This is a genomic window from Acidiferrobacter sp. SPIII_3 (genome assembly GCF_003184265.1).
Classification (GTDB): domain Bacteria; phylum Pseudomonadota; class Gammaproteobacteria; order Acidiferrobacterales; family Acidiferrobacteraceae; genus Acidiferrobacter.
Map to the genome: position 1 here is coordinate 2,933,709 of NZ_CP027663.1, position 26,460 is coordinate 2,960,168.

At 67.0% G+C, this 26,460-nt stretch carries 22 protein-coding genes; 6 read left to right on the forward strand and 16 right to left on the reverse strand.

Translation table 11 applies throughout. The features are described 5' to 3' along the window. Positions 1-15 precede the first annotated feature (15 nt). Genes C4901_RS14940 through C4901_RS14950 form a run of 3 tightly spaced genes read left to right on the forward strand, consistent with a single transcriptional unit; the run spans position 16 to position 3,968 of the window. A complete protein-coding gene (locus C4901_RS14940; RefSeq protein WP_168185758.1) occupies positions 16-2,409 on the forward strand; it encodes a bifunctional diguanylate cyclase/phosphodiesterase in 2,394 nt (797 codons plus the stop codon). Positions 2,410-2,449: 40 nt separating this feature from the next. Next, on the forward strand, positions 2,450-3,262 hold the full coding sequence (locus tag C4901_RS14945) for a dihydrofolate reductase family protein (protein ID WP_110138009.1): 813 nt from the start codon (positions 2,450-2,452) through the stop codon (positions 3,260-3,262). A 52-nt stretch (positions 3,263-3,314) separates the two neighbouring features. After that, complete coding sequence (locus C4901_RS14950; RefSeq protein ID WP_110138010.1) at positions 3,315-3,968, forward strand: hypothetical protein; 654 nt, start codon at positions 3,315-3,317, stop codon at positions 3,966-3,968. Here the strand turns inward: C4901_RS14950 and C4901_RS14955 are convergent. The 4 genes from C4901_RS14955 to C4901_RS14970 are packed head-to-tail and all read right to left on the reverse strand — an operon-like array spanning position 3,925 to position 6,395. Then, a complete protein-coding gene (locus tag C4901_RS14955; protein ID WP_145960752.1) occupies positions 3,925-4,575 on the reverse strand; it encodes a hypothetical protein in 651 nt (216 codons plus the stop codon). The two genes, C4901_RS14950 and C4901_RS14955, sit on opposite strands and share 44 nt — an antisense overlap. Positions 4,576-4,587: 12 nt before the next feature. Beyond that, a complete protein-coding gene (locus C4901_RS14960) occupies positions 4,588-5,724 on the reverse strand; it encodes an NAD(P)/FAD-dependent oxidoreductase (protein ID WP_110138012.1) in 1,137 nt (378 codons plus the stop codon). Between the two features lie 36 nt (positions 5,725-5,760). Then, positions 5,761-5,991, reverse strand: a complete 231-nt coding sequence (locus C4901_RS14965; protein WP_110138013.1) for a sulfurtransferase TusA family protein — start codon at positions 5,989-5,991, stop codon at positions 5,761-5,763. A 14-nt stretch (positions 5,992-6,005) separates the two neighbouring features. Beyond that, on the reverse strand, positions 6,006-6,395 hold the full coding sequence (locus tag C4901_RS14970; protein ID WP_065968990.1) for a hypothetical protein: 390 nt from the start codon (positions 6,393-6,395) through the stop codon (positions 6,006-6,008). A 178-nt stretch (positions 6,396-6,573) separates the two neighbouring features. Between C4901_RS14970 and C4901_RS14975 the strand changes: the two genes are divergently transcribed. Together C4901_RS14975 and C4901_RS14980 are read left to right on the forward strand one after the other, a co-directional pair. Further along, positions 6,574-7,908: a sigma-54-dependent Fis family transcriptional regulator gene (locus C4901_RS14975; RefSeq protein WP_110138014.1), complete on the forward strand. Its 1,335-nt coding sequence runs from the start codon at positions 6,574-6,576 to the stop codon at positions 7,906-7,908. A gap of 117 nt (positions 7,909-8,025) precedes the next feature. Further along, positions 8,026-8,553, forward strand: coding sequence for a DinB family protein (locus C4901_RS14980; RefSeq protein WP_110138015.1), 528 nt, complete (start codon positions 8,026-8,028; stop codon positions 8,551-8,553). Here the strand turns inward: C4901_RS14980 and C4901_RS14985 are convergent. The 11 genes from C4901_RS14985 to C4901_RS15035 all read right to left on the reverse strand — a co-directional run bounded on the left by C4901_RS14985 (position 8,550) and on the right by C4901_RS15035 (position 24,019). Continuing rightward, a complete protein-coding gene (locus C4901_RS14985) occupies positions 8,550-9,644 on the reverse strand; it encodes a 5-(carboxyamino)imidazole ribonucleotide synthase (protein WP_110138016.1) in 1,095 nt (364 codons plus the stop codon). The two genes, C4901_RS14980 and C4901_RS14985, sit on opposite strands and share 4 nt — an antisense overlap. Beyond that, positions 9,641-10,132, reverse strand: coding sequence for a 5-(carboxyamino)imidazole ribonucleotide mutase (gene purE, locus C4901_RS14990; RefSeq protein ID WP_110138017.1), 492 nt, complete (start codon positions 10,130-10,132; stop codon positions 9,641-9,643). The genes C4901_RS14985 and purE overlap by 4 nt, the downstream gene beginning before the upstream one ends. 494 nt (positions 10,133-10,626) lie before the next feature. Further along, positions 10,627-13,107, reverse strand: coding sequence for a DEAD/DEAH box helicase (locus C4901_RS14995; RefSeq protein ID WP_110138018.1), 2,481 nt, complete (start codon positions 13,105-13,107; stop codon positions 10,627-10,629). Between the two features lie 172 nt (positions 13,108-13,279). Continuing rightward, on the reverse strand, positions 13,280-14,311 hold the full coding sequence (locus tag C4901_RS15000) for an L-threonylcarbamoyladenylate synthase (protein WP_110138019.1): 1,032 nt from the start codon (positions 14,309-14,311) through the stop codon (positions 13,280-13,282). Further along, positions 14,308-15,036: a dethiobiotin synthase gene (bioD, locus tag C4901_RS15005; protein ID WP_110138020.1), complete on the reverse strand. Its 729-nt coding sequence runs from the start codon at positions 15,034-15,036 to the stop codon at positions 14,308-14,310. The genes C4901_RS15000 and bioD overlap by 4 nt, the downstream gene beginning before the upstream one ends. 69 nt (positions 15,037-15,105) lie before the next feature. Next, positions 15,106-16,320, reverse strand: a complete 1,215-nt coding sequence (bioA, locus tag C4901_RS15010; protein WP_370445989.1) for an adenosylmethionine--8-amino-7-oxononanoate transaminase — start codon at positions 16,318-16,320, stop codon at positions 15,106-15,108. Positions 16,321-16,475: 155 nt separating this feature from the next. Beyond that, on the reverse strand, positions 16,476-18,155 hold the full coding sequence (ilvD, locus tag C4901_RS15015; RefSeq protein ID WP_110138022.1) for a dihydroxy-acid dehydratase: 1,680 nt from the start codon (positions 18,153-18,155) through the stop codon (positions 16,476-16,478). 62 nt (positions 18,156-18,217) lie between these two features. Continuing rightward, entirely contained in the window at positions 18,218-19,192 is a 975-nt protein-coding gene (pyrC, locus tag C4901_RS15020; protein WP_370445990.1) for a dihydroorotase, read from the reverse strand. A gap of 156 nt (positions 19,193-19,348) precedes the next feature. Next, positions 19,349-20,233 (reverse strand): DUF6671 family protein, encoded by an 885-nt coding sequence (locus C4901_RS15025; RefSeq protein ID WP_110138024.1) that lies wholly within the window; start codon positions 20,231-20,233, stop codon positions 19,349-19,351. Further along, a complete protein-coding gene (locus C4901_RS15030) occupies positions 20,230-22,512 on the reverse strand; it encodes a putative inorganic carbon transporter subunit DabA (RefSeq protein ID WP_110138025.1) in 2,283 nt (760 codons plus the stop codon). Before C4901_RS15030 ends, C4901_RS15025 begins: the two co-directional genes overlap by 4 nt. A gap of 193 nt (positions 22,513-22,705) precedes the next feature. After that, a complete protein-coding gene (locus C4901_RS15035; protein WP_110138026.1) occupies positions 22,706-24,019 on the reverse strand; it encodes a class II fructose-bisphosphate aldolase in 1,314 nt (437 codons plus the stop codon). 281 nt (positions 24,020-24,300) lie between these two features. Here C4901_RS15035 and C4901_RS15040 point away from each other — a divergent pair, with 281 nt between their 5' ends. Further along, complete coding sequence (locus C4901_RS15040) at positions 24,301-25,287, forward strand: LysR family transcriptional regulator (RefSeq protein WP_110138027.1); 987 nt, start codon at positions 24,301-24,303, stop codon at positions 25,285-25,287. Positions 25,288-25,325: 38 nt separating this feature from the next. Here the strand turns inward: C4901_RS15040 and C4901_RS15045 are convergent, their stop codons facing one another. Further along, positions 25,326-26,417 (reverse strand): hypothetical protein, encoded by a 1,092-nt coding sequence (locus tag C4901_RS15045; RefSeq protein ID WP_110138028.1) that lies wholly within the window; start codon positions 26,415-26,417, stop codon positions 25,326-25,328. Positions 26,418-26,460: the final 43 nt, after the last annotated feature.

Sequence of the window (26,460 nt, forward strand, 5' to 3'; positions counted from 1 at the left end):
CTATACTCGCGACCCATGACCAGGCGAACGGATGAGATATTCCATGTCGTCGTACTCATGGATCCGGATGATTGCGGGCGCAAGCTGGTCCCCTATCTCAGGAGACCGGGGACACGCGTGATCCGCAAAAGCATCGCGCCGAACGGAATACGCAGGGAGGCGGCGCTCTTTACCGTGCCGCGCGCGGCCTCCCGGGTCGTCCGCAAGGCCCGGCGCGCACCGCTGCCGGCCATGCCGGTCCGCCGCCGGGCGCAGGCGGTATTGAGGGCCCTTCCGGCGCTCATCACCGATCTGCTCGGCAACGAGGGGCAGGAGCGGGTGGTGGCACGCGCTACCGCGGCCCTTCTGCGCTTTCCCGGGATATACGCGGCGCGCATCGTGCTGTACAAGGAATACCGGACCGCTCCACGGCGCGAAGGCTTCGCGAGCGTCGAGGACCCGTACCGCCTTGGGCGATTTCGCAAGGCCCGCCGGCACCCGCCATTGCCGATCGCACCCGGCCTGCGGCGCGCCGCCCTGTCTTTACTCGACAACCACCATCCCATCGGCTTTGTCGATCTCGCCATAAGCCAGGACGCGCTTCTGCCGCCCACGCGCGGCGCGCTGCTCGCCGCCGGTCGCAGCATAACGAGCGCCGTGGAACGGGAACGCTCGCGCACGCATATGCGTCGCCTGCACTTTCTGCACGCGCGCCGCACAGCGGAGCTGTCCGCCGAGATCGCCGAACGAAGACGCACGGAGCAGGAGCTGCGGCGCTTCATGATTGCCATCGAGCAATCGGGAGACTCGGTATTCATAACCGATACCAAGGGCGTCATCCGTTATGTAAACAGGGCCTTTGAAATGATTACGGGCTATGCCCGCGAGGAGGCGATAGGCCATACGCCGCGCATCCTGCGCTCCGGCCGCCATACGCGGGCGTTTTACGGCAACATGTGGCATACGATACGTTCCGGGTCCGTGTATCGCGACATGTTCATCAACCGCCGGAAGGATGGCTCACTCTACTACGAACAGGCGACGATCACGCCGTTGCGCGACGAAAGCGGGGCCATAACCTATTTCGTATCGACCGGAAAAGACATGACCGAACATATCGCCACCGAGGAGCGCATAAACTATCTCGCGCACCACGATCCACTGACCAATCTTCCCACGCGCACGCTGCTGTCCGAGCGCATCGACGCGGCCATCGTCCAAGACGGGCATGAGAACCGCTCTGTTGCCGTCCTGTTGTTCGACCTCGACCGGTTTCAGCGTGTGAACGACACCTTTGGTCCGCTTGTGGGCGATCGTATCGTCCAGGAATTCGCCGAACGCCTGCGCGCCGTCCTTGGCAGAAAGGCGTTTGTCGCGCGCCTCGGGGGCGACGAGTTCGCGGCGCTGCTCGCCCCCACGAAATCCGCCCAGGAGGCGAGCATATTCGCAGACCATCTGGCGGCCCTGGTGAGCGAGCCGTTCAACGTGGACGATCATGAGTTTTTCTTGACGGTAAGCGTCGGCGTGAGCCTCGCCCCCACGGACGGCGCCGATGCCGAAACGCTTCTCAAAAATGCCGGCAGCGCCCTGGACCGCGCGAAGCTGCGCGGCGGCAACGCCCACGAGTTCTACACGGCCGATATGAACGCCAAGGCACTCGAGCGGTTGACCCTGGAGAGCCGGCTGCGCCGCGCGCTGGAGCGCGACGAGTTGCGGCTTTTCTATCAGCCGCAGAAGGACATGGTGAGCGGGCGGATCGTGGGCGTCGAGGCACTGATGCGCTGGCAACAGCCCGATGGCGCGCTCGTAAGCCCGGCGGGGTTCATACCATTGCTGGAGGAGACCGGTCTTATCGTGCCGGCGGGAGAATGGGCGCTGCAGGCGGCGCTCGCCCAGATGGGGGCCTGGCGCGCGCAAGGGTTATGTGACATGCGTGTCTCGGTGAACATCTCCGGGCGCCAGTTTCGTGATCGCGCCCTGCTCGCGGTGCTGGCCGACATTCTCGGCCGCTGGCCGCAGGGCGAGGGTCTGCTGGAACTGGAGCTCACGGAGTCCGTGCTCATGGAGAACGCCCAGGGGGCGGTCGATATGCTGGAGGCCTTGAGCGACATGGGCATAAGGCTTGCGGTCGATGACTTCGGGACCGGTTACTCGTCCTTGAGTTACCTGAAGCGCTTCCCCCTGAACGCACTCAAGATCGACCAATCGTTCGTAGCCGACCTCACGCGCCATACCGACGGCGGCGCGATCACCCGCGCCATCATCACGCTTGGTCACGAATTGGGGCTCGATATCATCGCCGAGGGCGTCGAGACCGAGGACCAGATGAGCTTCCTGCGCCGCCAGCGCTGCGACCTTGTGCAGGGCTACCTGGTGGCGCACCCCCTGTCCGGGCCGGCGGTCACGGAGTTGTTGCGCACCCAGACTTAAGTCACGCGCCACGGTATCGATCGTCGCCTACCGTAGGCACATGCATATCCTGACGCTGTACCCAGGCACCCCGCAAAGACGCGAGCTTGCGGGCCTGTACCTCGATGACGTGCCGGCGGATGTCGGGCGCCCCTTCATCTATGCCAACTTTCTCGCGAGCCTCGATGGCCGCATCGCGCTACGCAACAGCGATGGACTAAAGGCCGTCCCCGCGACGATCGCCAACGACCGGGATTGGCGCCTGTACACGGAATTGCTGGTGCAGGCCGACGCCGTACTCACCACGGGTCCCCAGGCCCGGGCGATCGCCTCAGGTGAGTTCAAGGATATGATGACCACCGCGCACGAGCGCTATCCGGACCTCCGGGACTATCGCCGCGCGCGCGGCCTGAGTGAGCATCCCACGTGCGTCGTCGTGACCTCGCGACCCCAGGATTTGGCGGAAGGGGGGCTCAAGGCCGCGCATCCGGGCGCCATCATGGCCGTAACCCCCGCCACGGCCAGAGATGAGGCACGGGCGGCGCGCGCCGCGGGGCTTCAGGTCATCATGGTCGATGACGCACCCGCCGTGACGGGCAAGGATCTATGGCGCGCGCTCGATGAACGGGGGCTACGGCGCGTGTACATGACGGGCGGGCCGCGGCTCTTCCACGGCCTATTGGCGGAGCGCGTCGTCGATCGACTTTACCTCACAACCGCATGCCGGCTCCTTGGAGGCGAAGAGGATATGGAAACACCGGTGCGGGGACCGGTCTTCCCACTCCCGGTCGAGGCCCGACTGCGTCGTCTCGCGCTCGATGCCGTGGGGCCGCCGCAACAACTGTTTGCGAGCTACGATCTCGATTCGTATTGACCGGCCGAGCGGGAGTTCATAAGATCAGGCTTCGGTCTTGCCTGCGGCATTTATGAGCGTGCGTCCCTTACCCCTCTTCGCGTTCCTGATGTGTACCACCCCCGTCAGTCTCGCCACGACCCTGGGTGGCGTGGAAAGGGCCGCGATGTCCATGGCGATGGCAGGGGGCGCGATGCCGGTCGTGGGTCCGACCATCCCCTGGGCGCAAGGGCGGATCGCGTGGCAGTCCTCGCGCAAGACAGGCGAGCGCCGCGGACCCGATGCCGTCATGTTCCCCGGCAAGAAAGTCGTGATCACCGTGGTGGCCAACGCCCCGCGCCACCCGGACATGAGCTTCGAGACCGGGGGTCTCACAAACCCCACGGTATGCGTGTCGCAAGGGGCGCGTGTGACCCTTAAGGTCATCAATATGGACTATGGTCCGGGCATGGTCCATGGCCTCGTCATCACTTCGGCCAAACCCCCCTACCCCCTCCAGATCGGGCGACACCCACCCCATATGCTGGCTCGTATCGCGGCCTTGGCGCCGCGCTCGAGCAGCCGCCTACGCGCCGCGCGCTATGCCGAAGCGACCGTGCACTTCGTCGCGCGGCGCCCGGGCACGTATTATTACGTCTGCCCCATCCCCGGGCACGCTTTGGCGTTCCATATGTATGGACGCTTTATCGTGGACCGGTCGCCCCCGCCGACGCCCCCTCGATCTTGAGGACACGCCGCCCATAGAGCAAAAGCGCCTGCAAGACCCTCTGATTGTCGGCATCCTTGAAGAGCGTCCACAGTCCGCCGAGTCCGCCGCCCGGGCGCGGCGCGTTGGCAAGCTCCCCCTGCAGGCGTTCGACGCCCTCCGCGAGATCCGGGAGGATGCCGCTCGCCGTAACGCGCTCGAAGAGATCGAGCAACGCCGGCAGGGCCTTCAGGGCGCGATCGACAAGCGCGGGCGTCAGACGTTCCTCCAGGCACTCCCATAGGCGCGCGTAACGGCCGTCATCGGCGCGCGTGACGTGATCCAGAATGGTCATGACGCGGCTCGCGAGGCCGGCGAGCCGCACCACGAGGTCGTCGGTCAAGGCGTCCTCGGCCGCCCCCACCAGGCGTGCCAGCCGCGCCAGGCGGGCTAGATCACCGGAGGCCGCGAGCTCGCCTATGACCGGCAAGACCTCCGAGATGCGATGGCGCTGCAGATCGTCCAGGATATCGAGCCCCTGGCTCGCCGCCTGGGCGAGACGCCCCACCATCTCGTCGGTCAGCGTCTCGAACCCGGCCTCGGCCAGGAGGGCCGCGGCATCCCCCACGTTCGCATTATCGATTGGCATGGTCATCGCTCCTTACAGCAGGCCGCGCACGCTATTCCAGTACAAGCGATTGTAGGCGAGCTTGAACCAGTGGATGGCGCGCGACGGTGGCCGGGGCTGGGGCGGATTCTTGTAGTCGAACGACGCATAAGTGGCACGGTCCTTGCCGGCCTCGATGAAGCAAAAGACCTTGCCTTCGTAAGAACGCATGGCCCCGCCCTGGGTGGCGAGCCGGGCGAGGTTCTCCCCCAGCACCTCGGCCTCGTAATGCGCCGTGGAACCGGCCTTGCTGATCGGCAGGTTCGTGGTATCGCCGAGCACGAACACGTTCTCCCGGCCTTCCATGGCGAGCGTCGCGCGATTGGTGGGTATCCATCCCGCGGTCCCGAGCTTATTCTGCTCTATGACCTCCATGCCCTTGTGGGGCGGGACTGCGATCAGAAGGTCAAATTCCACCACGCTCCCCTCTTCGCTATGCACGCGCTTTTGGACGCCATCGACCTCCTTGGTGTTGAACAGCGTCTCGTATCGCACGCCCATTCGATCGAATTCCGGGGCCGCCCACTTGGCGACATTCTCCAGGGAATGGATGCGGCCTATGGGGTAGGTATAGGTAAAGCTCACCTTGTCCAGCAGGTCGCGGTCCTTGAAGTAGTCGTACATCATGAAGGTGAGTTCGAGCGGTACCATGGGGCACTTGTGCGGGACCCCGGTGACGATGGCGATTCGTCCGCCCTCGAAGGTCCTCAGGGCCTCTGCGGTCTTTACGGCCGCGTCCTCGGTGTACACGTGGTGGGCGCTTTCCATGAGACCGGGGACAGAGGCCAGCACCGGGCGCGATCCCGTGCAGATCGCCAGATAGTCATAGCCGTAGGTTTTCCCGCTCTTGGCCTTGACCTCGTTATGATCGAGATCGAAAGACTCCACCGGATCGACATGGAAGTGTATCGCCGGGTCGAGCAAGGTCTTTTGATCGACATAAAGCTCGGACGGGGCCATCTTGCCAAACGCGACATAGAGCAGACCTGGCTGATACATGTGGCTGGCGCTCGCCGAGAGCAGGGTCACGGACGCGCGCGCGCTGTCGATCTCCTGACGAAGCCTGCGCGCCAGATTGTTCGCGAGGATCGTACCGCCCGTCCCGCCACCCACTATGAGTATTCTTTTCATGAGTTTATCACTCCTCCCGCCTTCGGCATGAAGATGTTATTTGGCCTTGCGAACGCGCAGATGGTAGACACCGCCCTCCTCGGAACTGGATACCAGCGTGTGGCCGACCTTTTTGATCCACTCGGGGATATCCTCGGCCGAACCCCGATCCGTGGACAGGACCTCGAGTTCCTCGCCTATGGTCGCCGTCTTCATCGCCGCGATCAATTCCATGAGAGGCCCGGGACAAAAGCTCCCGCGGGCATCGACGATCCTGATTTCACTCATTTCTTCCCTTCCCTTCAGAAAGTAAGGACATGGCTGCCTTCCAGTTCGCTCAGGAACTTGGTGAGGCCGGTGGGTTTTTCCAGATAGGGGACGAGATCGGCCGGACCCAGGGACAGGACATCCAGGGCCATGGAGCATGGGTAGACCCGGGCCGACCCGAGATCGACGGCCTGCGCAAAGAGATCGAGAAAGCGGGGCGCGTTGCGGGCCCTGAGGGCATGCCCGACCTCGCCTTCGGCGGGGGCCTCGGGGGCCCCTTCCCGGCGGAAATACGGCAGGGCGTTCATCGATACGAAAATGCCGACGTCGGTCCCGCCGGCCGAGGCCACGGCCGCGGTCATGGCGGCCATTTGCAGCTTCTCCCGGGTTCCCGAGGTCAGGATGATGCGGATGCTGTCGGACATGAGACTCCTGTGAGGTCGCGGATGAATCAAGGCATGGCGGTGGCGACGGCTTTCCCCAAGCAATAGTCATGCCGCGCGCGCCTTGGGGGGTCGCGGCGCACCGGACACAATATATCAGGGCCCAACACGGTCCCGTGAGCGCTTGACATGACACCGGTGGCAGTGCTGTCATGACGTCATGTCAAAGCTGTCAGCATCCCGCCTCCACGAATCCGTGCAGTCCCTGATCGACATGCACGAACACCCGGCCGTACTCATCGATCACGCCTATCGTATCGTCGCCGCCAACCGCGCCTACCGCACGACCTACGGGGTGAAGAGCGAGCAGCTGATCGGCCGCCATTGCTATGAGGTCTCGCATCATCGCGACACGCCCTGCCATCTGCATGGCGAGGACTGCCCCCATCAACAGGTGTTTGCGCGCGGCGAGATCCAGCGCGTCGTACACACCCACTTCGATGGCAAGGGCCGTCCCGAATATGTCGGGATCAAGGGGCATCCGGTGATGCTCCCCGACGGCGAGACCTACCTGGGGGAATCGATCCAGAGGCTTGCGCCGCCGGAGGCCATGAACTGCGAGGAGATGCGCATGGTCGGGCGTTCACGCCCCTTGCTGCATGCGATCGACCAATTGAGTCAGGCCGCGGCCAGCCCGGCGCCAGTCCTGCTCGCCGGGGAGAGCGGGGTCGGCAAGGAGCTCGCCGCCCGCTATCTGCATGACCACAGCCCGCGCCGGGGCGGCCCATTCGTGGCCATCGACTGCACGACGCTCCCCGAAAGCCTGTTCGAGAGCGAGATGTTCGGACACGAAGCCGGCGCGTTCACGGGTTGCGTGGGGCGTAAGGCCGGGCTCTTCGAGGACGCGCGCAACGGCACGCTGTTCCTAGACGAGATCGGCGAGATCCCGCTGGCCATGCAGGCCAAGCTGCTGCGTGTCCTGGAGAGCGGGACATTCCGGCGCGTCGGGGGACGCGAGGCGCTGCACGCCGATATCCGGCTCGTGGCGGCCACCAACAGGGACCTCAAGAATGCCGTTGCCACCGGCCGGTTCCGCGAAGACCTCTATTACCGTATCGCGTGCATCACCATCGCCCTGCCGTCGCTGCGCGAACGCCGCGCGGATATCCCGCTTCTGGTCGAGGCCCTGCTCGCGCGCATCAACGCCGCCAACGGCCGTCACGCGCGATTGAGCGAGGCGGCCTGGATACGCCTCATGCAGCATGACTTCCCGGGTAATGTTCGCGAGCTACGCAACGTCCTCCAGCGCGCCGTCGCGCTCTGCCACGAGCAGATCATAGAGCCCGGGGACCTCGGTCTCGAGGAGACGGGCGCCGATGTCGACGCGGTGGCGACCCCCGACTGGGAGGGTCTGGAGCGCGAACAGCTCGAGGCCCTCGCCGAGCGCTACCAGGGCAAACGCCGGGCGATGGCCGATGCCCTGGGCATAAGCGAACGCACGCTCTACCGGCGCCTGCGCCGGCATGGCTTTGCGACACCCCGAACGGGGACATGAGCCGGCCCTCGAAAAGGCCTGCAAGCCGCCGTTCGACCCCCCTCCGATCGCGCCTGCGGGCCTATAATGGGGCGCTACAGGGAGGGCGCCTCTCCCGGACACATCCACGGAGGTTTTATGACGGAACTGGAGCGTTTTCGGTCGCTGTTCAATCAACAGGTCCTGCACACCTTCGACTACCTGCGCGCCGTGGGCGAGCCCCAATGGCAGGGTATCCCGAGTGATTCGGAGGCCCTCTATCTTGGGTCACGCATCAACAAGATCACCATCGCCGCGCTGTCGCGCCACCTGGCAACCACCGAGTCGCATTGGATCAGCCAGTTGCCGTCGCTCCCCGCGGATGGGACCATGCCGATGCCGGAAAAAGACCCGGTGGTGGAGGCGGTGAAGACCGTCCCGAGCTTTATCGACGTCTATGAGCAGCGCCACCAAAAGAACATGGAACGTCTCGCGGCCCTCGGCGCCGCCGATCTCGACAAGCGGCTGGTGTTCGCCGGCCGCCACTACACGGGAATGGGTCTGCTGTGGTCCATTCTCGGCCACCATGCCTACCATCTCGGTCAAATGGATCTCCTGATGCGCCAACAGGACGTGGAGGCCCCGGAATACATGGAGTGGCGGGAAAAGGAGCGGGTCGTGGGCTAATCCGTGCCGCCGGCATCGGCGAGCAGGCGCAGGCGCGCCAGGGCGTCTTGGACATCCGGCTCGCGAGGGGCGCGTACCGTGGCATGGCCGAGCTTGCGGCCGGGTCGCGCGGCCTTTCCGTAGACATGCAGGTGGGCGCCCGGTACGGCGAGCACCGCCGATGCCTCGGGCAGATGACCGACAAAATTGACCATGCCCGACGGCGCCAATACATGCGTCGCGCCAAGCGACAGACCGAGCACGGCGCGCAGGTGATTCTCGAACTGGCTGGTCTCGGCCCCCTCCAGGGTCCAGTGACCGGAGTTGTGCACCCGCGGCGCCATCTCGTTGGCGAGCAGCGTGTCGCCCTTCTGAAAGAACTCCACGGCCAGCACCCCCACATAGTCGAGATGCGCAAGGAGCCGGCCGACATAGTCCTCGGCGCGCGCCGTCATCGGGTCCCCGGGACGCGCTTGTGATTGCACGAGAACGCCGTTTCGGTGGACATTCTCGGTCAGCGGATAGAAACGCGCATCACCGCCGGCGCCGCGCACGGCGACCAGGGAGACCTCGCGATCGAAGGCCACGAAACCCTCCAGGATCAGGGGCGCGCCGGACAACGCGGCAAACGCGGCATTGATGTCGCCCGGATCGCGCAGCACCCGCTGACCCTTGCCGTCGTAGCCCATGGTACGGGTCTTCAGGACCGCCGGCCAACCGGTGACGGTGAGCGCCCGCTCCAGGTCGGCGCGCGTGTCGACGGCCACGAACGGCGGAGTCGATAGACCGAGATCGGCAAACAGGCGCTTCTCATGCCAGCGGTCGCGCGCCAGGGCGAGCGCCCCGGGGTGCGGATGCACGCGGACCCGGGAGGCCAGGCGGCGAAGGCTCGCCTCGGGCACGTTCTCGAACTCATAGGTCACGACCGTGGCACGGCGGGCCAGCTCGTCTAGCAGGCGTTCATCGCCGTAATCGCCGCACAATAGCTCCCCGGTCGCGCGCGCGCAGGCATCCGGGGCGGGATCCAGAAAGAGGCAACGGATACCGAGCGGCTGACCGGCCATGGCCAGCATCTGCGCCAGTTGGCCCCCGCCGATGATGCCGACGATCATGGGATGCGCGGATCTCCATGGGCAAGAACGGCCTCGGTCTGCCGGACCCGGAAGGCCGCGAGCGCCTCGCGGATCGCGCCATCGTGCCCGGCAAGCAGCGCGGCTGCGAACAACGCGGCATTGATCGCCCCGGCCTTACCGATGGCAAAGGTGGCGACGGGAACGCCGGCCGGCATCTGGACGATGGACAACAGGGAATCGAGCCCGTTCAGGGCCTGGGACTGCACCGGCACACCCAACACCGGGAGCGCGGTCTTCGCGGCCACCATGCCCGGCAGATGGGCGGCGCCGCCCGCCCCGGCGATGATCGCGCGCAGCCCGCGCCCCTCGGCCTGCGCGGCATAAGTGAAGAGCAGATCGGGGGTGCGATGCGCGGAGACGACCTGGACCTCATGGGCGATACCAAGATCACTCAGCGCCTGCGCGCCATGCCGCATCGTGTCCCAATCGGAACGCGATCCCATGATGATGCCGACAAGTGCCGCCATCAAACCTCCCAACGTCGGTTCCAGCCCATGAACCTCTTCAGCGTGGCCGGATGTCGCAAAGTGCGGGCATTGTGTCACAACCCGCGCCTCCTGTCCCTCGCGCCTCGGCCATCGGACGGCTCCCACCTCGACAACCTCGCATCGAATCCGCACCGGCGCCGGAGTAACAGGCTCATCACGGCCGCGGAGGGGCGTAAAGGGGGAAATCGGGGCCCACGCGGATCCTGTACGCAGGCCTCTCGCAGGACCGGCTCGATGGTGCGTGACGGATAGGTGCGCATATCGTGCCAGCACGCATTCGAGATGTCTCATTGCACGACCCGCACCGTGCGCACACCTCCCCGCCAATCATGAGGTCTCCTGGCAGCGCGCGTCCCGCGTTCAACCCTCGATCCCGCGCGCCGGCCTGCCACCGCCTTGGTGCTTTAGCGTGGACCGGCGCGATGCCCCGATCCCCCCACAGGCTCGGACGGCGCGCCGTCGGCTACCGGCTGTCACGAGGAATCGTGGCCCTGGAGCGCGTCCATGAACCGCGCCAGCGCGGCAACCAGTTCACGGGCCACATCCGGTGGCGGCAGCGGGATCTTGAGCGAGGATCGGCCGCTCGCCGCGTCGCGCTCAACCCACGGATGGGCGGCGCCATCATCGTGAGCGGCAGTAAAGGCGCCGAGCAGCTGACGGCCGAGGCCCGCGAGGGCTGCCCAGGGATCATTCGGGACATGCGCCGTGGCAGGCGAGGACCGGTCACGCCCCTCCCCCGGGACCGCCGGCGCAGGCCCGCCATCACCGGCGGCACCCTCCCCGCGCGATCCCGCGCCCGCCTTCGCCGCCACGGACTCGAAGGCGCGCTCCTCGGCGGGCGCCACTTCCGCGGCCTCCCCCATGCGCCCGGTCACGTTCTCCACGTCCTTCATGAAACGGTTGAGGCGCGAGCCGCCCAGCGATACCTCGCCCGCCCCTCCGTCCAGAATACCGGCCGAGAGCGAACGCTTGAAAGCGAGCACCCCCAGCATGCCCTCCTCTATGGTCCCCTTGGCCACGAGATTCACGATGCGCACCGGACGCTTCTGCCCCATGCGGTGAATGCGCGCGATACGCTGCTCCAGAATCGCCGGGTTCCAGGGCAGATCCATGTTGATGAGCGTGGTGGCATGCTGCAGGTTGAGGCCGGTGCTGCCGGCATCTGTGGACAGAAAGACCCGGCAATCCGCATCGTCGCGAAACCGCTGCACGAGCGCCGGGCGCTTCTCCGAGGGCACTCCGCCATGAAAGCTCACGTAACCCAGGCCGCGGGCCTTGAGCCTACGGATGACGATGTCATGGCTGCGCGTCCACTGCGAGAAGATGACGGCCTTGGCGTCTTGCGCCGCAAGGTCATCCACCAGCGCCGCCACTTCGTCGGCCTTCACGCCATGGTCGCTCTCCTGATCGAGCAGATAGGTGCTGTTGCATGCCATGCGCATGTTCTGCAGGGCGCAGGTCAGGCGCCTTTGATCCGTATCCGACAGAAAGCGCGTCTTGCGCCAGCGCTGGACGATGCGCGCGACGATATCGGCGTTGTCCTCGTGATAGCGCATCTGCGCCTCGGTCATGGGGACGAGGATGGTGCTGTCGGTCCGCTCCGGGAGCTGGCGCAGAACCTCGGCCTTGCGCCGCCGGATCATGATGGGCGCGAGCGTCTTGCCGATGGTGTCGAGACCGGCGTAACCGATGACGCGCCCGGCCTCGTCGCGCACCTGGTGCTCATGCAGAAGTCTCCAGGTCGGCCCGAGCCTGTGCTGATCGACATATTGCACGATGGAGACCAGCTCCTCCAGCTTGTTCTCGAGCGGCGTCCCCGTGAGTACGACGGCATAGGGGCTGTCGATGCGTTTCAAGGCGCGTGCCGCGATGGTATTCCAGTTCTTGATGCGCTGCGCCTCATCGACTATGACGAGTTCCGGCGCCCAGCCGGTGATGAGATCGAGATCCGGATCGAGCTTTTCGTAATTGGTGATCTTGCAAAAATCGTCACGCGCGTAATCCTTCTGTCGTTGCGCGCGGCCTCCGGCGATCACCAGCGCCTTACGCCCGGCAAAACGCAAAAACTCGCCCTGCCACTGATATTTGAGCGACGTCGGGCAGACCACGAGCACGCGCGACACCCCGAAATGGCGCGCCAGGATCTCGGCGGCGGCGATCGCCTGCGCGGTCTTGCCAAGCCCCATCTCATCGCCTATGAGGGCGCGCCCGGCGCGCGCCGCGAACAAGGCGCCCTCGACCTGATAGGGGTAGAGGGCAAGCTTCGTGAGCCGCGCGCGGCCCCAGTCGGCGGCGCCCCTTGGGAACAGCCGATCCAGGGTCCGGGCGCGGTGCGCAGCGTCGCGCCACCCGACGACGAAATCCAGGACCTCGTCGGGAACCCGCAGCTCGTGGCCGGCCCGGGTCGCCTCCTTCATGAAGGACTCCAGATCATCGAAACGATCGGGGCGCAAATCGCCCCCGGACTGCGCAAAGAGGCCCGCCGCTGCCTTGCGCACAGCGGCGGGGCATGCGCTTCCCGGCCGGAACCGGACAGAGCGGTGGCCATCGTTATGCAAAACGAGCTCCGAAAACACCGGATGGTAGCCATGCGCGAAGGCGGCCTTGGCACCGCGCTTCTTGAGGAGCCTCGCGAGCACGAATTCTATATGCTTGCAGGTACCGAGCTCGTTGGTGGCGAAATCGGGACAGGAACAGCGGTTGTCGCCCGGCTGCAGCCCGCGGACCGTCACCCGGTAGCGGGATCGGCTCGCCGGGTTGCTTACCTGAAAATCGGAGAATATCGCCTCGTCCCCGACGTTCTCCCAGTGAAACGCCTGCTCGCGCCCGAACTGCCGGCGCAGGGCGCGCTGCCAGTCGAGCGGGGTAAGGTCGGCGGGTTTGTGGGTATGGGAGATCTTCGGTGGCGCGCGCCTCTTGGGGCGCGAACGGGCCTTGCGGTCTTGGGTCTTCATCGGTTCCTCACGAGACAGTCCCCTGGCTTTCGGTGGCAAGGGCGCCGCGTCTAGCACCTCTGTCATGGCCACGCGACACGCGTACGATACCGATTTTCGGGGCGGATGGCACCTCACGGACCGGCACCGGGATGGGCGATACGCCAGGCCCCGGCGCGAAGACAGAAGGAAGCTACTTCTGGCGCGCCGCGCCCGACTCCTTGCGCCCCGCGGCCTCGGGGGCGGCCTCACCCCGGGCGGCGCGTTCCAGGCGATCGCGCACCGCATCCCACGCCTCGGTGGCGGGTGGCCGCTCGACCAGGACCACGCGACAGCCCCAATGGTCGATGGCGCGCAGACGCGCATAGAGCGCGCGGCCATAGGCGCCGGCCGCGCGCGGCATCACCAGCCAACGGCACCGCACAGGCCCCCGCGCCGGGGGATGTAGGGCGATCACGACCAGGGGCCGTGGCCCCTGGCGCCACTCCCGATCGGCATCGGTGACCAGCCGTACAGGGGTCGCGGGGGCGTAATGGGACGGGAGACGCCCGGGGGCACGGGGGCCGCCGGAGGCGGCAAACGCCGGCGTCTGGCCGATGATCGCGGCCAGCGCCCGGGGCGCCACCGCGCCCGGACGCAGCAGGCGCGGCACGGGCCCGCTCAGGTCGAGAATGGTGGACTCCAGACCGACCGCGCAGGCCCCACCGTCCAGGATCGCGTCCACCGCTTGCCCGAGACCAAAGGCGACATGCGCGGCCGTGGTCGGGCTCACGCCGCCAAACGGATTGGCCGAGGGCGCGGCCACCCCGCGCCCGAAGGCCTTGAGCAGCGCCAGCGCCACGGGATGCGCCGGGACGCGCAGGCCGACCGTGTCCTGGCCGCCGGTGACGGCATCGGGCACGCCGGGGCCACGGGGCAGGATCAGCGTCAGGGGTCCCGGCCAAAAGTGCTCGGCGAGCCGCCAGGCGACGGGCGGGATGTCGCGCGCGTAGCGAGGCATCTGATCGGCATCATGGATATGAATGATCAGCGGATGGTCGGCGGGGCGCCCCTTGGCCGCGAACACGCCCGCCACCGCCGCCGCGTTGTGCGCGTCCGCGCCCAGACCATAGACGGTCTCGGTCGGGAACGCGACCAGCCCGCCGCCATCCAGGATCCGGGCGGCGCGCGCGATCTCCGATTCCGGGACGTGCCGCCGGCCCCCCGGCAACCCCCCGGCGTTCATCCGCCGGCATCCGTGACGAGCGCGGCCACGACCGCCGTCAGGGAAGGCGCGATCGCGCGCCATGTCGGGAGACCGTCCGCGTCTTTGTGGTAGCGGATGAGCACCGGATCGCGCCCGAGCCAACGGGCGACATCGACGCCGTTATTCATCCGCGGGTCCGCGCCCGGCACCGTCTCGTTCAACACCACGCCGGCCAGGGTCAGGCCGCGACGCGCCACGGCCTCGGTCGTCAACAGCGCCTGATGGATCGCCCCGAGCCGGTCGGCGCTCACGACCAGCACCGGGAGACCGAGGGCTGCGGCCAGATCGGCGTTGAGGCCATCGCTTGCGAGCGGCGAATAGAATCCGCCGGCACCCTCCACCAACAGAAAGTCCCCGGGGCCGACCCCTTCGCGACACGCCTGGATCAGGTCATCTAAGCGCACGGTCCGACCCTCCAGGGCGGCGGCGCGCTCGGGTGACAAGGCGGCGCGAAACCGGTAATGGCCGATGCGCGCTAGCGGCTCCCGGCCGCCGACGGCCGCGTGATAGGTCTCGCGATCGCCGGACATGCCGCCCTCTCCGGCGACACAGCCTGACTCCACGGGTTTGCGCGGCCGCACCACAAGCCCCTCGCTGGCCAACCGCCAGGCCAAGGCGGCCCCGACCACGGTCTTGCCGACGCCCGTGTCGCTCCCGGTAATGAACACCCCGCGCATCACGCACCCCCCTTCACAATAATCCATGACCCCCGGCACCCCATCCCGGCCTCTGGCGGCCGCCAGGGATCGGGACGACACGCCGATCCATGCACCTCAGATGTCCGCCACCACGTGCGTGATGGCTGCGGTCAATACCGACAGATCGTCGGGACTTATGACATAGGGCGGCATCACATAGACGAGCCGGCCGAAGGGGCGCAGCCACACGCCGGCGTCCACGAACCGCGCGGTAAGCGCCGGCGTGTCCACGGCCGCGCGCGTCTCCACGACCCCAATCGCGCCCAGCACCCGGACATCACCGACCGCGGCCAGGCTGCGGCAGGGCTCGAGTTCCCGGGCCAACTGGCCGGCGATAGCGCCGACGCGGCCCTGCCAATCACCGGCCATCAGCAGATCGATACTGGCCACCGCCGCCGCGCACGCCAGGGGATTGGCCATGAACGTGGGGCCATGCATGAGGCAGCCGGCCTCGCCATACCCGATCACGGCGGCGATATCGGCAGTCGTCAGGGTCGCGGCCAGGGTCATGTAGCCCCCGGTCAGGGCCTTACCGAGACATAGGATGTCCGGCGTCACCTGCGCATGATCGCAGGCCAGAAAGCGGCCGGTACGACCGAAGCCCGTGGCGATCTCATCGGCGATGAGCAGTACGTCATGGGCATCGCACAAGGCGCGCACCTCGCGCAGGTATTGCGGGTGATAAAACCACATCCCGCCCGCGCCTTGCGCGATGGGTTCCAGGATGACCGCCGCCAACTCACCTGCGTGCGCGGCGATCAGCTCGGCGAATTCGGCGATGGCCGACGGCTCCCAAGGACCATCAAACCGGCACGCGGGCCGCGGCGCAAAGACCTGTTCCGGGACGAGTCCGGCAAACAGGCGATGCATGCCGGTGACCGGATCACACACCGACATGGCGGCAAAGGTGTCGCCGTGGTAACCCCCACGCACGGTGAGCAGCCGGTGCTTGCCCGGTCGCCCGCGCCCCTGCCAATACTGGATCGCCATCTTGACGGCGACCTCCACGGCCACCGACCCCGAGTCGCACAGAAAGACCTTTTCAAGGGGTGCCGGGGTCAGATCCACGAGCCGTTCCCCGAGATCGATCGCCGGTCCGTGCGTGAGCCCCCCGAACATCACATGCGCCATGCGCCCCAGCTGCGCGCTCACGGCGTGATTCAAAACCGGGTGGCTGTAGCCATGGATGGCCGCCCACCACGAACTCATGCCGTCGATCAGCCGCCGCCCATCGGCGAGCGTAAGCCGCACGCCATCGGCCGCCACCACCGGCCAGACCGGCGCGCCCATGGGCGCGTACGGGTGCCAGAGGTGGGCGTGGTCGAAGGCCGTGGCGCGCGCCCAGTCCCGGGCCCCGGGGCCACCACCCTCGGTGCCCGCCCCGGCCGGCCGGCCGTCCGTGCTACACGCCCGCGATCCTGTCTCGAAGCTCGGACCCGTCCTGCTCATGCTCCATCCGTCACCGCGCCACGACTCGCTGACGAGACGAGGCGCGCATATTTGGCCAAGGTCCCGCGCGTATAACGCGGCGCGGGGGGCGCCCACAGGGCGCGGCGGCGCGCAAGCTCCTCCTCGGGCACATCGAGCCGCAAGATGCGCCGCTCGGCATCGATGATCACCATGTCGCCATCGGCTACCAGCGCGATCATTCCGCCGACCGCGGCCTCCGGCGCCACATGGCCCACCACCATACCATAGGTGCCGCCGGAGAAACGCCCATCGGTGACGAGCCCCACGAGGTCACCGAGCCCCTGGCCCACGAGCGCGGCGGTGGGCGAGAGCATTTCGCGCATCCCCGGGCCGCCGCGCGGCCCCTCATAGCGGATCACGACCACATCGCCCGCCACGATGCGCCGCTCCAGGATGGCGGCCATGCACGCCTCCTCGGAATCAAACACGCGCGCCGGGCCGGTGATCCTTGGGACCTTGACGCCGCTGGTCTTGGCGAGCGCCCCCTCCTCTGCGAGATTGCCCTTGAGGATGGCGAGGTGACCATGCGCATAGACCGGCTGCCCCCAGGGCCGGATGACGTCCTGATCCGCGCGCGGGTGTTCGGGCACATCCCGCAGGACCTCGGAGAGCGTCTGCCCGGTCACGGTCAGCGCGTCGCCATGCAAAAGGCCGTGCGCCAGCAGCATCTTCATCACCTGCGGCACCCCGCCGGCGCGGTGCAGGTCGGTGGCGACGTAACGGCCGGACGGCTTCAGGTCGCACAGCACCGGGACGCGGCGGCTGAAGACATCGAAATCCTCGAGGGTCAGCGTCACGCCGGCGGCGTGCGCGATGGCCGGCAGGTGGATGACGGCATTGGTGGAACCGCCCAGCGCCATGAGCACCGCAAGCCCGTTCTCGAAGGCCTGGCGCGTGAGGATCGCGCGCGGTAGCCGCCGCGCCCTTATGGCCTCGACCAGCACCGCTGCCGAACGCGCGGTGCTATCGGCCTTTTCGGAGTCCTCGGCGGTCATGGTCGCGGAGTATGGCAGGCTCATGCCCATGGCCTCGAACAATGCCGACATGGTGTTGGCGGTGTACATGCCGCCACAGGAGCCGGCACCGGGGCATGCCTTACGCTCGATCTCGTGCAATTCCCGGTCATCCATCGTGCCGGCGATACGCGCGCCGACCGCCTCGAACACGCTCACGATGGTGAGATCGCGCCCGTCATGGTGGCCGGGCTTGATCGTGCCCCCATAGACGAACACTGCCGGGATATTGAGGCGCGCGATGGCGATCATGGCCCCCGGCATGTTCTTGTCGCAGCCACCGAAGGCCAGCACACCGTCCAGGCTCTGGCCGGCACACACGGTCTCTATGGAATCGGCGATGACCTCGCGCGACACCAGGGAATACTTCATGCCCTCGGTGCCCATGGAGATGCCATCCGAGATGGTGATGGTGCCAAACACCTGGGGCATGGCCCCGGCGGCGGCCAGGGCCGCCTCGGCGCGCGCGGCAAGAGCCCCGATCCCCATGTTGCATGGCGTGATGGTGCTATGAGAGTTCGCCACGCCCACGATCGGCTTGGCGAAATCGCCGTCGCCAAATCCGGTGGCGCGCAACAGGGCACGGTTGGGGGCGCGCTCCACGCCGGTCGTCACCACCCGGCTCTTGTGATTGTCGGACATGAGGTTCTCCTGAGGATGAAGGTCAAGACCGGTGCCGCGGCATGCGCCGCCGTGGTGGCGGATCAGTCGCTAAGCTGCCATGCGATGTCCTCTCCGGCGCGCAAGGGCACGAGCACATCCGTGCCGGCGGCCATGGTGGGAGGAACACGCCATGGCGCCTTGATGAGCGTGACGCGATCTTCGTTGCGCGGCAACCGGTAGAAATCCGGTCCGTGACAGCTCGCGAATCCCTCCAGGCGGTCGAGCGCGCGGGCCTCCTCGAAGACCTCGGCATAGAGCTCGAGCGCGGCATGCGCGGTATAGATCCCGGCGCACCCGCAGGACGACTCCTTGGCATGCCGGGGATGCGGCGCGCTGTCGGTCCCGAGGAAGAATTTCGCACTGCCCCCGGTCGCCGCCCCCACCAACGCGGCGCGATGGTGGGCGCGCTTTAAGAGCGGCCGGCAGTAATGGTGCGGGCGCAGGCCGCCTGCAAAGAGCGCGTTGCGATCGAGCAGCAGATGGTGGGCGGTGATCGTGGCCGCCAGGGTGTCCGGACCCGCGCTCACGAAATCGACCGCGGCACGGGTCGTGATGTGCTCCAGAACCATGCGCAGGCCTGGGAAGGCGCGCGTGAGCGGCAACAGGTGGCGCTCGAGGAACACCGCCTCGCGATCGAAGACATCCACCGAGGGATCCGTGACCTCGCCGTGCAAGAGCAGGGGGAGATCGAGACGCTCCATGGCCGCCAGCACCGCATAACAACGCTTCAGGTCATGCACGCCCTGCGTGGCATGGGTGGTGGCACCGGCCGGATAATACTTGACCGCGCGCACCAGGCCGGAGGCATACGCACGACTCACCTCCGATGGTTGTGTCGTCTCGGTCAGATACAGGGTCATCAACGGCTCGAAGCGTGCGTGCGCGGGCAACGCCGACAGGATGCGCGCGCGATAGGCCAGGGCCTCGTCGACCGTGCGCACCGGAGGTTCGAGATTGGGCATGACGATGGCGCGCGCGAAGCGCCGCGCGGTATCCGGCACCACCGCGGCCATCATCGCCCCATCCCGCAGGTGGACATGCCAGTCGTCGGGGCGGATAAGGCTGAGACGCGTGACCGGCGCCGGGTCTTGCGCCCGATCGTCGCGACGGCCGGTCACCAGGCCCTCGCGGCGGATGCTGTGGCCCAGAGGCTTGCGGTCTCCATGGAGGCGTCAGGGATTACAGAGATCGCAACGCGCCGGATCGGCCCGCGCCGGGTCGTCGCGGTCACGCGTCACCCGATGCCCGCACTTGAGACAACCATGGACCTCGGCACGCGTCTCGCCCGTGGGGGCCCCACATGCCTGGCAGGGCAGCCCGGCGATCGTCTCCACGGTCCAGAACCCGGGGGTGCGGCACACGGGACATAACGATGCCAGGCGCCGGCCGAGGTTGACGGCGGCGAGCCGGATATTGACGAGGCGCGTGGGGTTCGCGTAGGCGCGCAGATCCACCTCCACGAACACGCGCCCGCTCGACGACTGCGCGCGCGCCTCCTCATAGGCCACCTTGAACCCCGACCAATCGGCGATCCCCTTGCGCATGCGGGGATCCCCGTCGCCATCCGGCCTCAGGACCAGATAGTGCTCGGGAAAGCGTACGGTATGCGCAAACCGCTCGGCATCCTCCCAGCGTACCGCCAGGATCTGGGCACTGTTGGCCCGGCCCTGCGCCACACCGACCACCTCGAGCCCCAACAGGTCATCCAGAAAGACCAGGAATTCGATATTCCAGGGGAACATCCCTGCAAACGGATCGAGGGTGAAGGAGCCCTCGCTGGCAAGCCCGACGGGCAGCCCCGAGAGCTCCATGCCGATGCGCGCCTTGTGGCGGGCGGCCTCGATCTGCGTACCGGCGCGCGGGATATCGCGCGTGAATGTCCCAAGGAGATCGGTGTCGTATCCCGCCACCCGCTCGACGAGACAACCCACGAAACCCTCGAGCACCGGGCCCACGATACGTTCCTTGCCATGCTGGGTCAGAAACGCCGCGCGCCGCCCGCGATAGAGGCTGCGAGTCGACGGGGCGCAGGTCGCCCCGTGTCCGCCCGGGCTCATGACACCTGCTCCCAGCGTCCGTCGCGGGCGCGCAAGAAAAGGCCGCCGGCCTCGCTATCCATCTGAAACAGGAACAACCATCCGTGCTCCACCACGCTGCGCACGATCTCGTGGCCGGCCAGGACCTCGTCCATCCGCGCGCGGGGCGCCTCCACGAATGCATTCAGGCGCAGCGGCTCGTGGACCCAGTGGCGACCGTCAAATAGCGACTGGATCGGAAGGCCGTTTCTGAGATCGCCGCCCGCGCCCTCCAACACCCCGACACATCCGCCCACCGCGTTGTGCAGGGCCTTGTTGCCGCCGCCGAAACGCTTATGGTCGACCACCGATGCGTAGTAGCGCATGTTCATCCAGTACGCCGCCATCATCGGCGCGGTCATGATGTACTGGAGAATCCGGAAATCCGCATCCCGGCGCCAGCCATAATCATGCAGAAACGCGCGGCCATCCAGGACCATACCCTCCGTACGGGCGCGCGGCGCGGCGATAAAGGCGGCATTGCCGACAAATTCCGGGTCGGCTGGGGCCCGCGGCCGTTGCTGCGCGCGTGTCCCGTCCGGGGCGCGCGCCGGGTGTGCCGCAACGACCGGCGCGACAGATGTGCGGGCGCGCCCTTCACGCGCCCGCGCGCCCGCCTCCTCCAGAGCCGCGCGCGTGTCCCGCAGATCCTGGGCGTGCGTGACCTCCCATGGCCCGGTATCGAGCAAGGTGACTTCGTCATGCGCGCTGTCGTACCGCGCCGCCGCGAAGCGCGTATCCGCGGGGATCGCAATCCCCTCTTGCGCAAGTCGCGCGCGCAACGCGCGATCGTTCAGCCAGGCCGCCGCCATCGGCGCGTCCATCTCGCCGATCCGGTACTCGCTGGGCCCGTGATCGGACACCGCGCCCTGCGGTCTTTGAGTCGGCAGCGCACCATGATCGATCAACAATACCAGGCGTGCAAAACCGTCCGTCAGCGACATGATGCGCAGCAGGACTGCGGCCATGGCGCTGCGGTCGGCGTCGGTGATGGCCGGCCACTGCTCGATGTCCGCGCCCGGCCCTTTCAGACGCGCGGGCGGCGTGACGGGTGCAACGGCCTCCACGAACGGATCAAACGGGGCGCGGGCGAACGCAAGCGCGCAAAAACCGCTGAATCCGAGGGTCTGGATCCCGGGAGCGACGGCCTCCAGGGCGCGGCGAAAGACCTCCAGGCGGTTGTGCATGCAAAAGACCGCCTGGACCGCGACACGACCTTGCCCGGCATGACGGTCAGGCCGCTCCATGCATGCGGTGAGATCGGTGACGATGCGCCGCCGGTATCCGAGCTCAAGCGCCGCCTGAAGGACCGAGTCGACCCGGGCATCGGGGGTCATGCGCGTCGAGGGTATCGACGACAGCGACGCCAGCGCCGTCTGCCAGGCGACCTCCAGTCGCGACCCCGGGATTGCGCGAAACACAATGAACTCCCAGGCCAGCCGGATGGCGAGCAGCTGCTCGATGTCCGTGGGGTCGGCGTCGGCCCCGCGTGCCCGCCGCCTATCGGGCACGCGCATCGCCCACCCGCCGATATCGAGCAGCGCGGCGTGGCAGTAATCCACGACATGGGCATCGGGGATGGCCAGCGTCTTCAGGACGAGCGCAATGGCGGCAAGCGGCGGCCGGGGCAGCCCCGCGACGATGTCGGCCACCCCCTTGAGCCCCGTCGCCCGGGGACTCGCATCCAGTCTCGCGAAACCCCGCCACGCCTCGTAGAGGGGCTCATCGCGCCACGGCAGGGGCCATGAGGCCTGACCCGTGTCGAAGTAGGCGGCGGCGAACCGGCTGATACGCTCGACACAGAATGCCGCCCACGGCGTATGCGGGTCGATGCGTTGTAACACGTGCGATACGAGCGGCAGTCTCTGTATGGGTGGCGCGCCGTCATGCGCCAGGAGCCCCGCGACGGACCCCTCATCCGATGGCAGGCCATGGGCCTTCAGGGCCTCGGCAATATCGCCGCGCGTGACGCGGCCGCTTGCGATCTGCTCCCGGTAGTAACGGCGGGGCATGGTGAGCGTGGACCCGGCGACCCGCGCCAGGGTCATGCCCGCCACCTCGAAATCCAGGTGACGCAAGCCGAAGTAGGGATTAACGACGACCGATGCGCCCTGCGACCAGGCCGGCGCGAACCGATCACAGGCGCTACGCACCGCGGCCCGCCAGGCGGCGCGGCACACCGGCATCCCCTCGCTCATGGCATGACGGCCGGCAAGCGGCCCCTCGCCATAGGCCGCGCGCGTCCCTAAGGGGCCATCCATGGCGCCCCCTCCGGATGCGGATGGCGGACCGGGCGGGCCGCAAGGATCACAAACGCCCGTGCGTCCATCGACCGCCGCCCCGTTCCTGTTTGCAAGATCCTGGTCATGGACTTGGTTCTCCGGCCACACCACCCATCGCGGCAGAAGAGGATTTTAAAGATCCGTGAAAATAAGTGACACTTGATATTAAAAATTATGAGCATTTACCACGGTTAATTCCCGTTCGCGGCACACAGGCCCCGTCCAGCCCTTGGCCGTGCTCCGCCCCATCCCGGCTTGGACGCGCCCGATCCGAGACCGGGGCCGATGAAAACGCCCGGGGCGCGATCTCCGGGATCGCCTCGGTCACATGGTAATCCCCCTCGATGCGATCGGATACCACCGGCGCCAGGCGCCGGTCCATGAATCCGGTATAGGCGGGGTGCCTGCGAAAGGCGTCGGCCGCCACCACCGAGGCGAGGCGCGTCAGCAGGCAGTGGCGATAACGGCCGCCCTCATCCGCGACACTTCCGGCCTGAACGGAACGTACGCCCGGTATGCCCGATAGCAGCCGCTGCCCCTCGGTCATCAACGCCCGCAACGCCTGGGCATCCAGACGCGGCGTATCGTACACGACGATATGCAGGATATTGGTCCAGGGGCGGCAACGATCGAGCACCTCCGCGGCGCGGCCCGCCGAGCCCCACGCGCGCATGCGCGGCTCGATCTGCGCTGCGATCATCTCGTGCAGGCCCTCCTTCAGGGCACTGTAAGGGGCGTGACGATCGCGCCGCGCGTTGGCCCGCAACCGCTCGCCCGCCAGGGCGTCCGGGACCACGGAACACGAGATCTTGGCGACGCCGAGCATGATGAGCCTGCGGTAGTGCTCATCCGCGAGCCCCATCTCGCCCGCCATGACCAACGGTATCCCGAGCGCGGCATTGATCTCCTTCAGCCGCCCCCAATCGAACCGCGACTTGCCTCGCCCACGCACCATCGCCACCGAAACCACCAGGAAATCCACCTTGGTGCGCTCGACGAAGCCCCGGGCCTCCGCCACGGTCGCATATTGGATGGTGCGCGATGCATGGCCGTCACGCGCATCGGTGTCGGGCACATAGGCCAATTCGCCTTCCACCGGCACGCCGCAGGCATGCGCCGCATCCACGATCGCGCGTGTACGGTCGATATGACGAAAGAGCGACTCCTGAAGGACGCTCGCCACGACGCCATTGGCCCCCAGGCGCACGCCGTGCAGCACGGAGTCGGCGTCAGCCCCCTCACCGCATTGGACCGCCACGGGCACGGCGGCGCGCGCGCCCGCGGCCTCCACGGCCGCCATGGCCCAGGCGAATACCGAGTCCTGCGAGCGCGGCTTGGCGACGCGAAGGATGACCGGGGCACGCGCCGATTCCGCCGCGGTCAACACCGCCGGCAGAAAATCCAGCTCCGCAAGGTCGAAGGCGCCCACCGCATAACCGTTCTCATAAGCGTGCGCGAGCATGTCCTTCATATCGACCAACGGCATAACAAGCCCCCAAAGATTGAGTCCCGGTGACCGCGGTCCGAGGCCACCGGGACGGCCTGTGAGATGTCACGCGACGACCGCGCATGGGCCGGGATGCCCAAGACTCGGGGGTATGGGACAGCCCGGGGGTGGTCCGGTATCCGCGCGCCCACCGGCACAGTCATGCCCTGCCGCCCCATCGACCCACAACCCGCGCCACGCGGTTAGGCATGATCGAATTTAGAGAGTAATATGGCTAAAGAGAACTCAGTCTTCATTAGCGTAGCCATTTACCGTAGTTAATGATCAATCATTGGACACTCCAGCAACTCCGACTCTTCGAGGCGGTCGCCCGCCATCGCAGCTACACGCGCGCCGCCGAGGAGCTGTGCCTGACGCAGCCCGCGGTTCACATCCAGGTCCGTAGGCTCGAGGAGATCGTGGGCCTGCCGCTGATCGAACGGGTCGGCAAAAAGCTCCTGCTGACACGCGCCGGCGAGGAGGTCTATGCCGCCACGGTGGCGGTGATGGATCAGTTGCGCGGGCTGACCGGGGAGATCGCGGACATGAAGGGCAAGGTGGCAGGCCCCCTGAAGATGGCGGTGGTCACCTCCGCCAAGTTCTTCATGCCGCATTTCCTCGGACTTTTCGTGCAAGAGCACCCGGACGTGGCGCCTCAGCTCACGGTCACGAACCGCGCGCGGGTGCTGGAACGCCTGACGGACAACCTCGATGACTTCGTGGTCATGGGCCAGATCCCGAGCGACATGGATCTCGCCGTCCGGCCGTTCATGGATAATCTATTGGTGGTGGTGGCGCACCCGGACCATCCGTGGGCGGACCGCGCGAACATCCCCCTGGAGGAGGTCGTCCGCGAGCGCTTCCTGTTGCGCGAGGCCGGTTCCGGCACGCGCATGTCGGCCGCGCAAATGTTCGCCGAACACGGACTCGACGTGGAACCCTATATGGAGCTTGGGTCGAGCGAGGCCATAAAGCAGGCGATCATGGCCGGCCTCGGGATCTCGGTTCTGGCCCTGAGCAGTCTGGAACTGGAACTGGAGGCCGGACGCCTCGTCATCCTGGATGTCGTGGGCTTTCCCCTGCACAGGACCTGGTATGCGGTGCACCTGCACGGCAAGCACCTCGGCCTCACGGCCAGCGCGTTCCTGGACTTTCTGGTGAAGGAGGGCCCGGACCTCGGGGTCCGCAAGGGCTGGGTAGCGGAACTCCAACCCGGCCACCGCCCGCGCACCCCCGCAAAACGGCCCGGGAAGACGCGCAGCCGCTGACGCACGGCGGCCCGCCGTGCGTGCCGGGCCCGCGTCTTCTATCTCGCGCCCGGCTCCGGCCACTTCTGGCGCTTTTTCAAGATGGCCTCCACCAAACCGATGGCGCGCTCGAAGCTTGTCGTCACATGCCGGAAGCGAATGCGCGCGCCGGGCCCGAGCATGCTCTGGAAGCGCGGCCCGACCCGCTCATCGGGATCATACACACGGAACATCTCCAGCGGATGATCCCCGACCGACCCCAGCGCATACAGATAGCGGAAGAACAAATCCGACTCCGGCAACGAGTACCCGATCACGAAAATGTGCTGGGCATCCGACAATTCCTGGGCGGCCTGCGCCCATACCCGGGTGAACTGGCTCTGATAACCGTATTTGTTCCATGTCGGTGGCACGATTACCGGATGCTCGCCCGATGGCCGGTCAAGAATGCTTGCCGTGGTGCAGAGCCGGAACACACCCTCCGCCTGCCTGCGGAACACCGCGTTTGCCGACTCCGCCAGCAGCCGATCCATCCGCCACGGCACGACCTCGCCGCGGGTGCCCCCCACCCAGTTGAGCGAGCCGTGGAGCTTCAGGAGCGGGATGCCGGAGGGCGGGTCGGAGTCGTCCAGGCAATAGCGCACCGGGATCCCTCCTCGATGCAGGGCGTAATCCAAGGCGAGATCATAGTTGAACGTGAGGATGGCATGGCGATACGGTGGTGATGCCGATTGGCTTTCGCGCAGCAGTTCCACGAACCTGGGATAGGGGTCGGGCGCCACCGGCAGTTCCCCGGCCCGTTCCTCGTTGAAGTTGAGTGTCGACTCCAGGGTATAGGCGATGACGGTCTTCAAGGCCGCGATCAGGGCATCGATGTCGTCCACTCCATAGCCCGGCATGCGGCCCAGGAGCCGGGCCATCTCAAAGGCCGCGAATACGCTCTCGACATTGGTGATATCCAGATCCTGGGCCTTCGAATGCACGGCCTGGAGCTTGCCGATCGCCTCGAAGACCCTCGCGAAATCCCCCGCGCGACCCTGCACGGCGCCGGTAAACAACAGCCGCCGCGCCTTGTCCAGAAAGCTGCTCATGACCGGCGCGCCACCCTGCTGCGACGCCCCCGCCCCGAGAATGAACACCACGTCCGCCACTCGTAACCTCCCCACCCGCGTCGTCGCAGACCACCTCTGATGG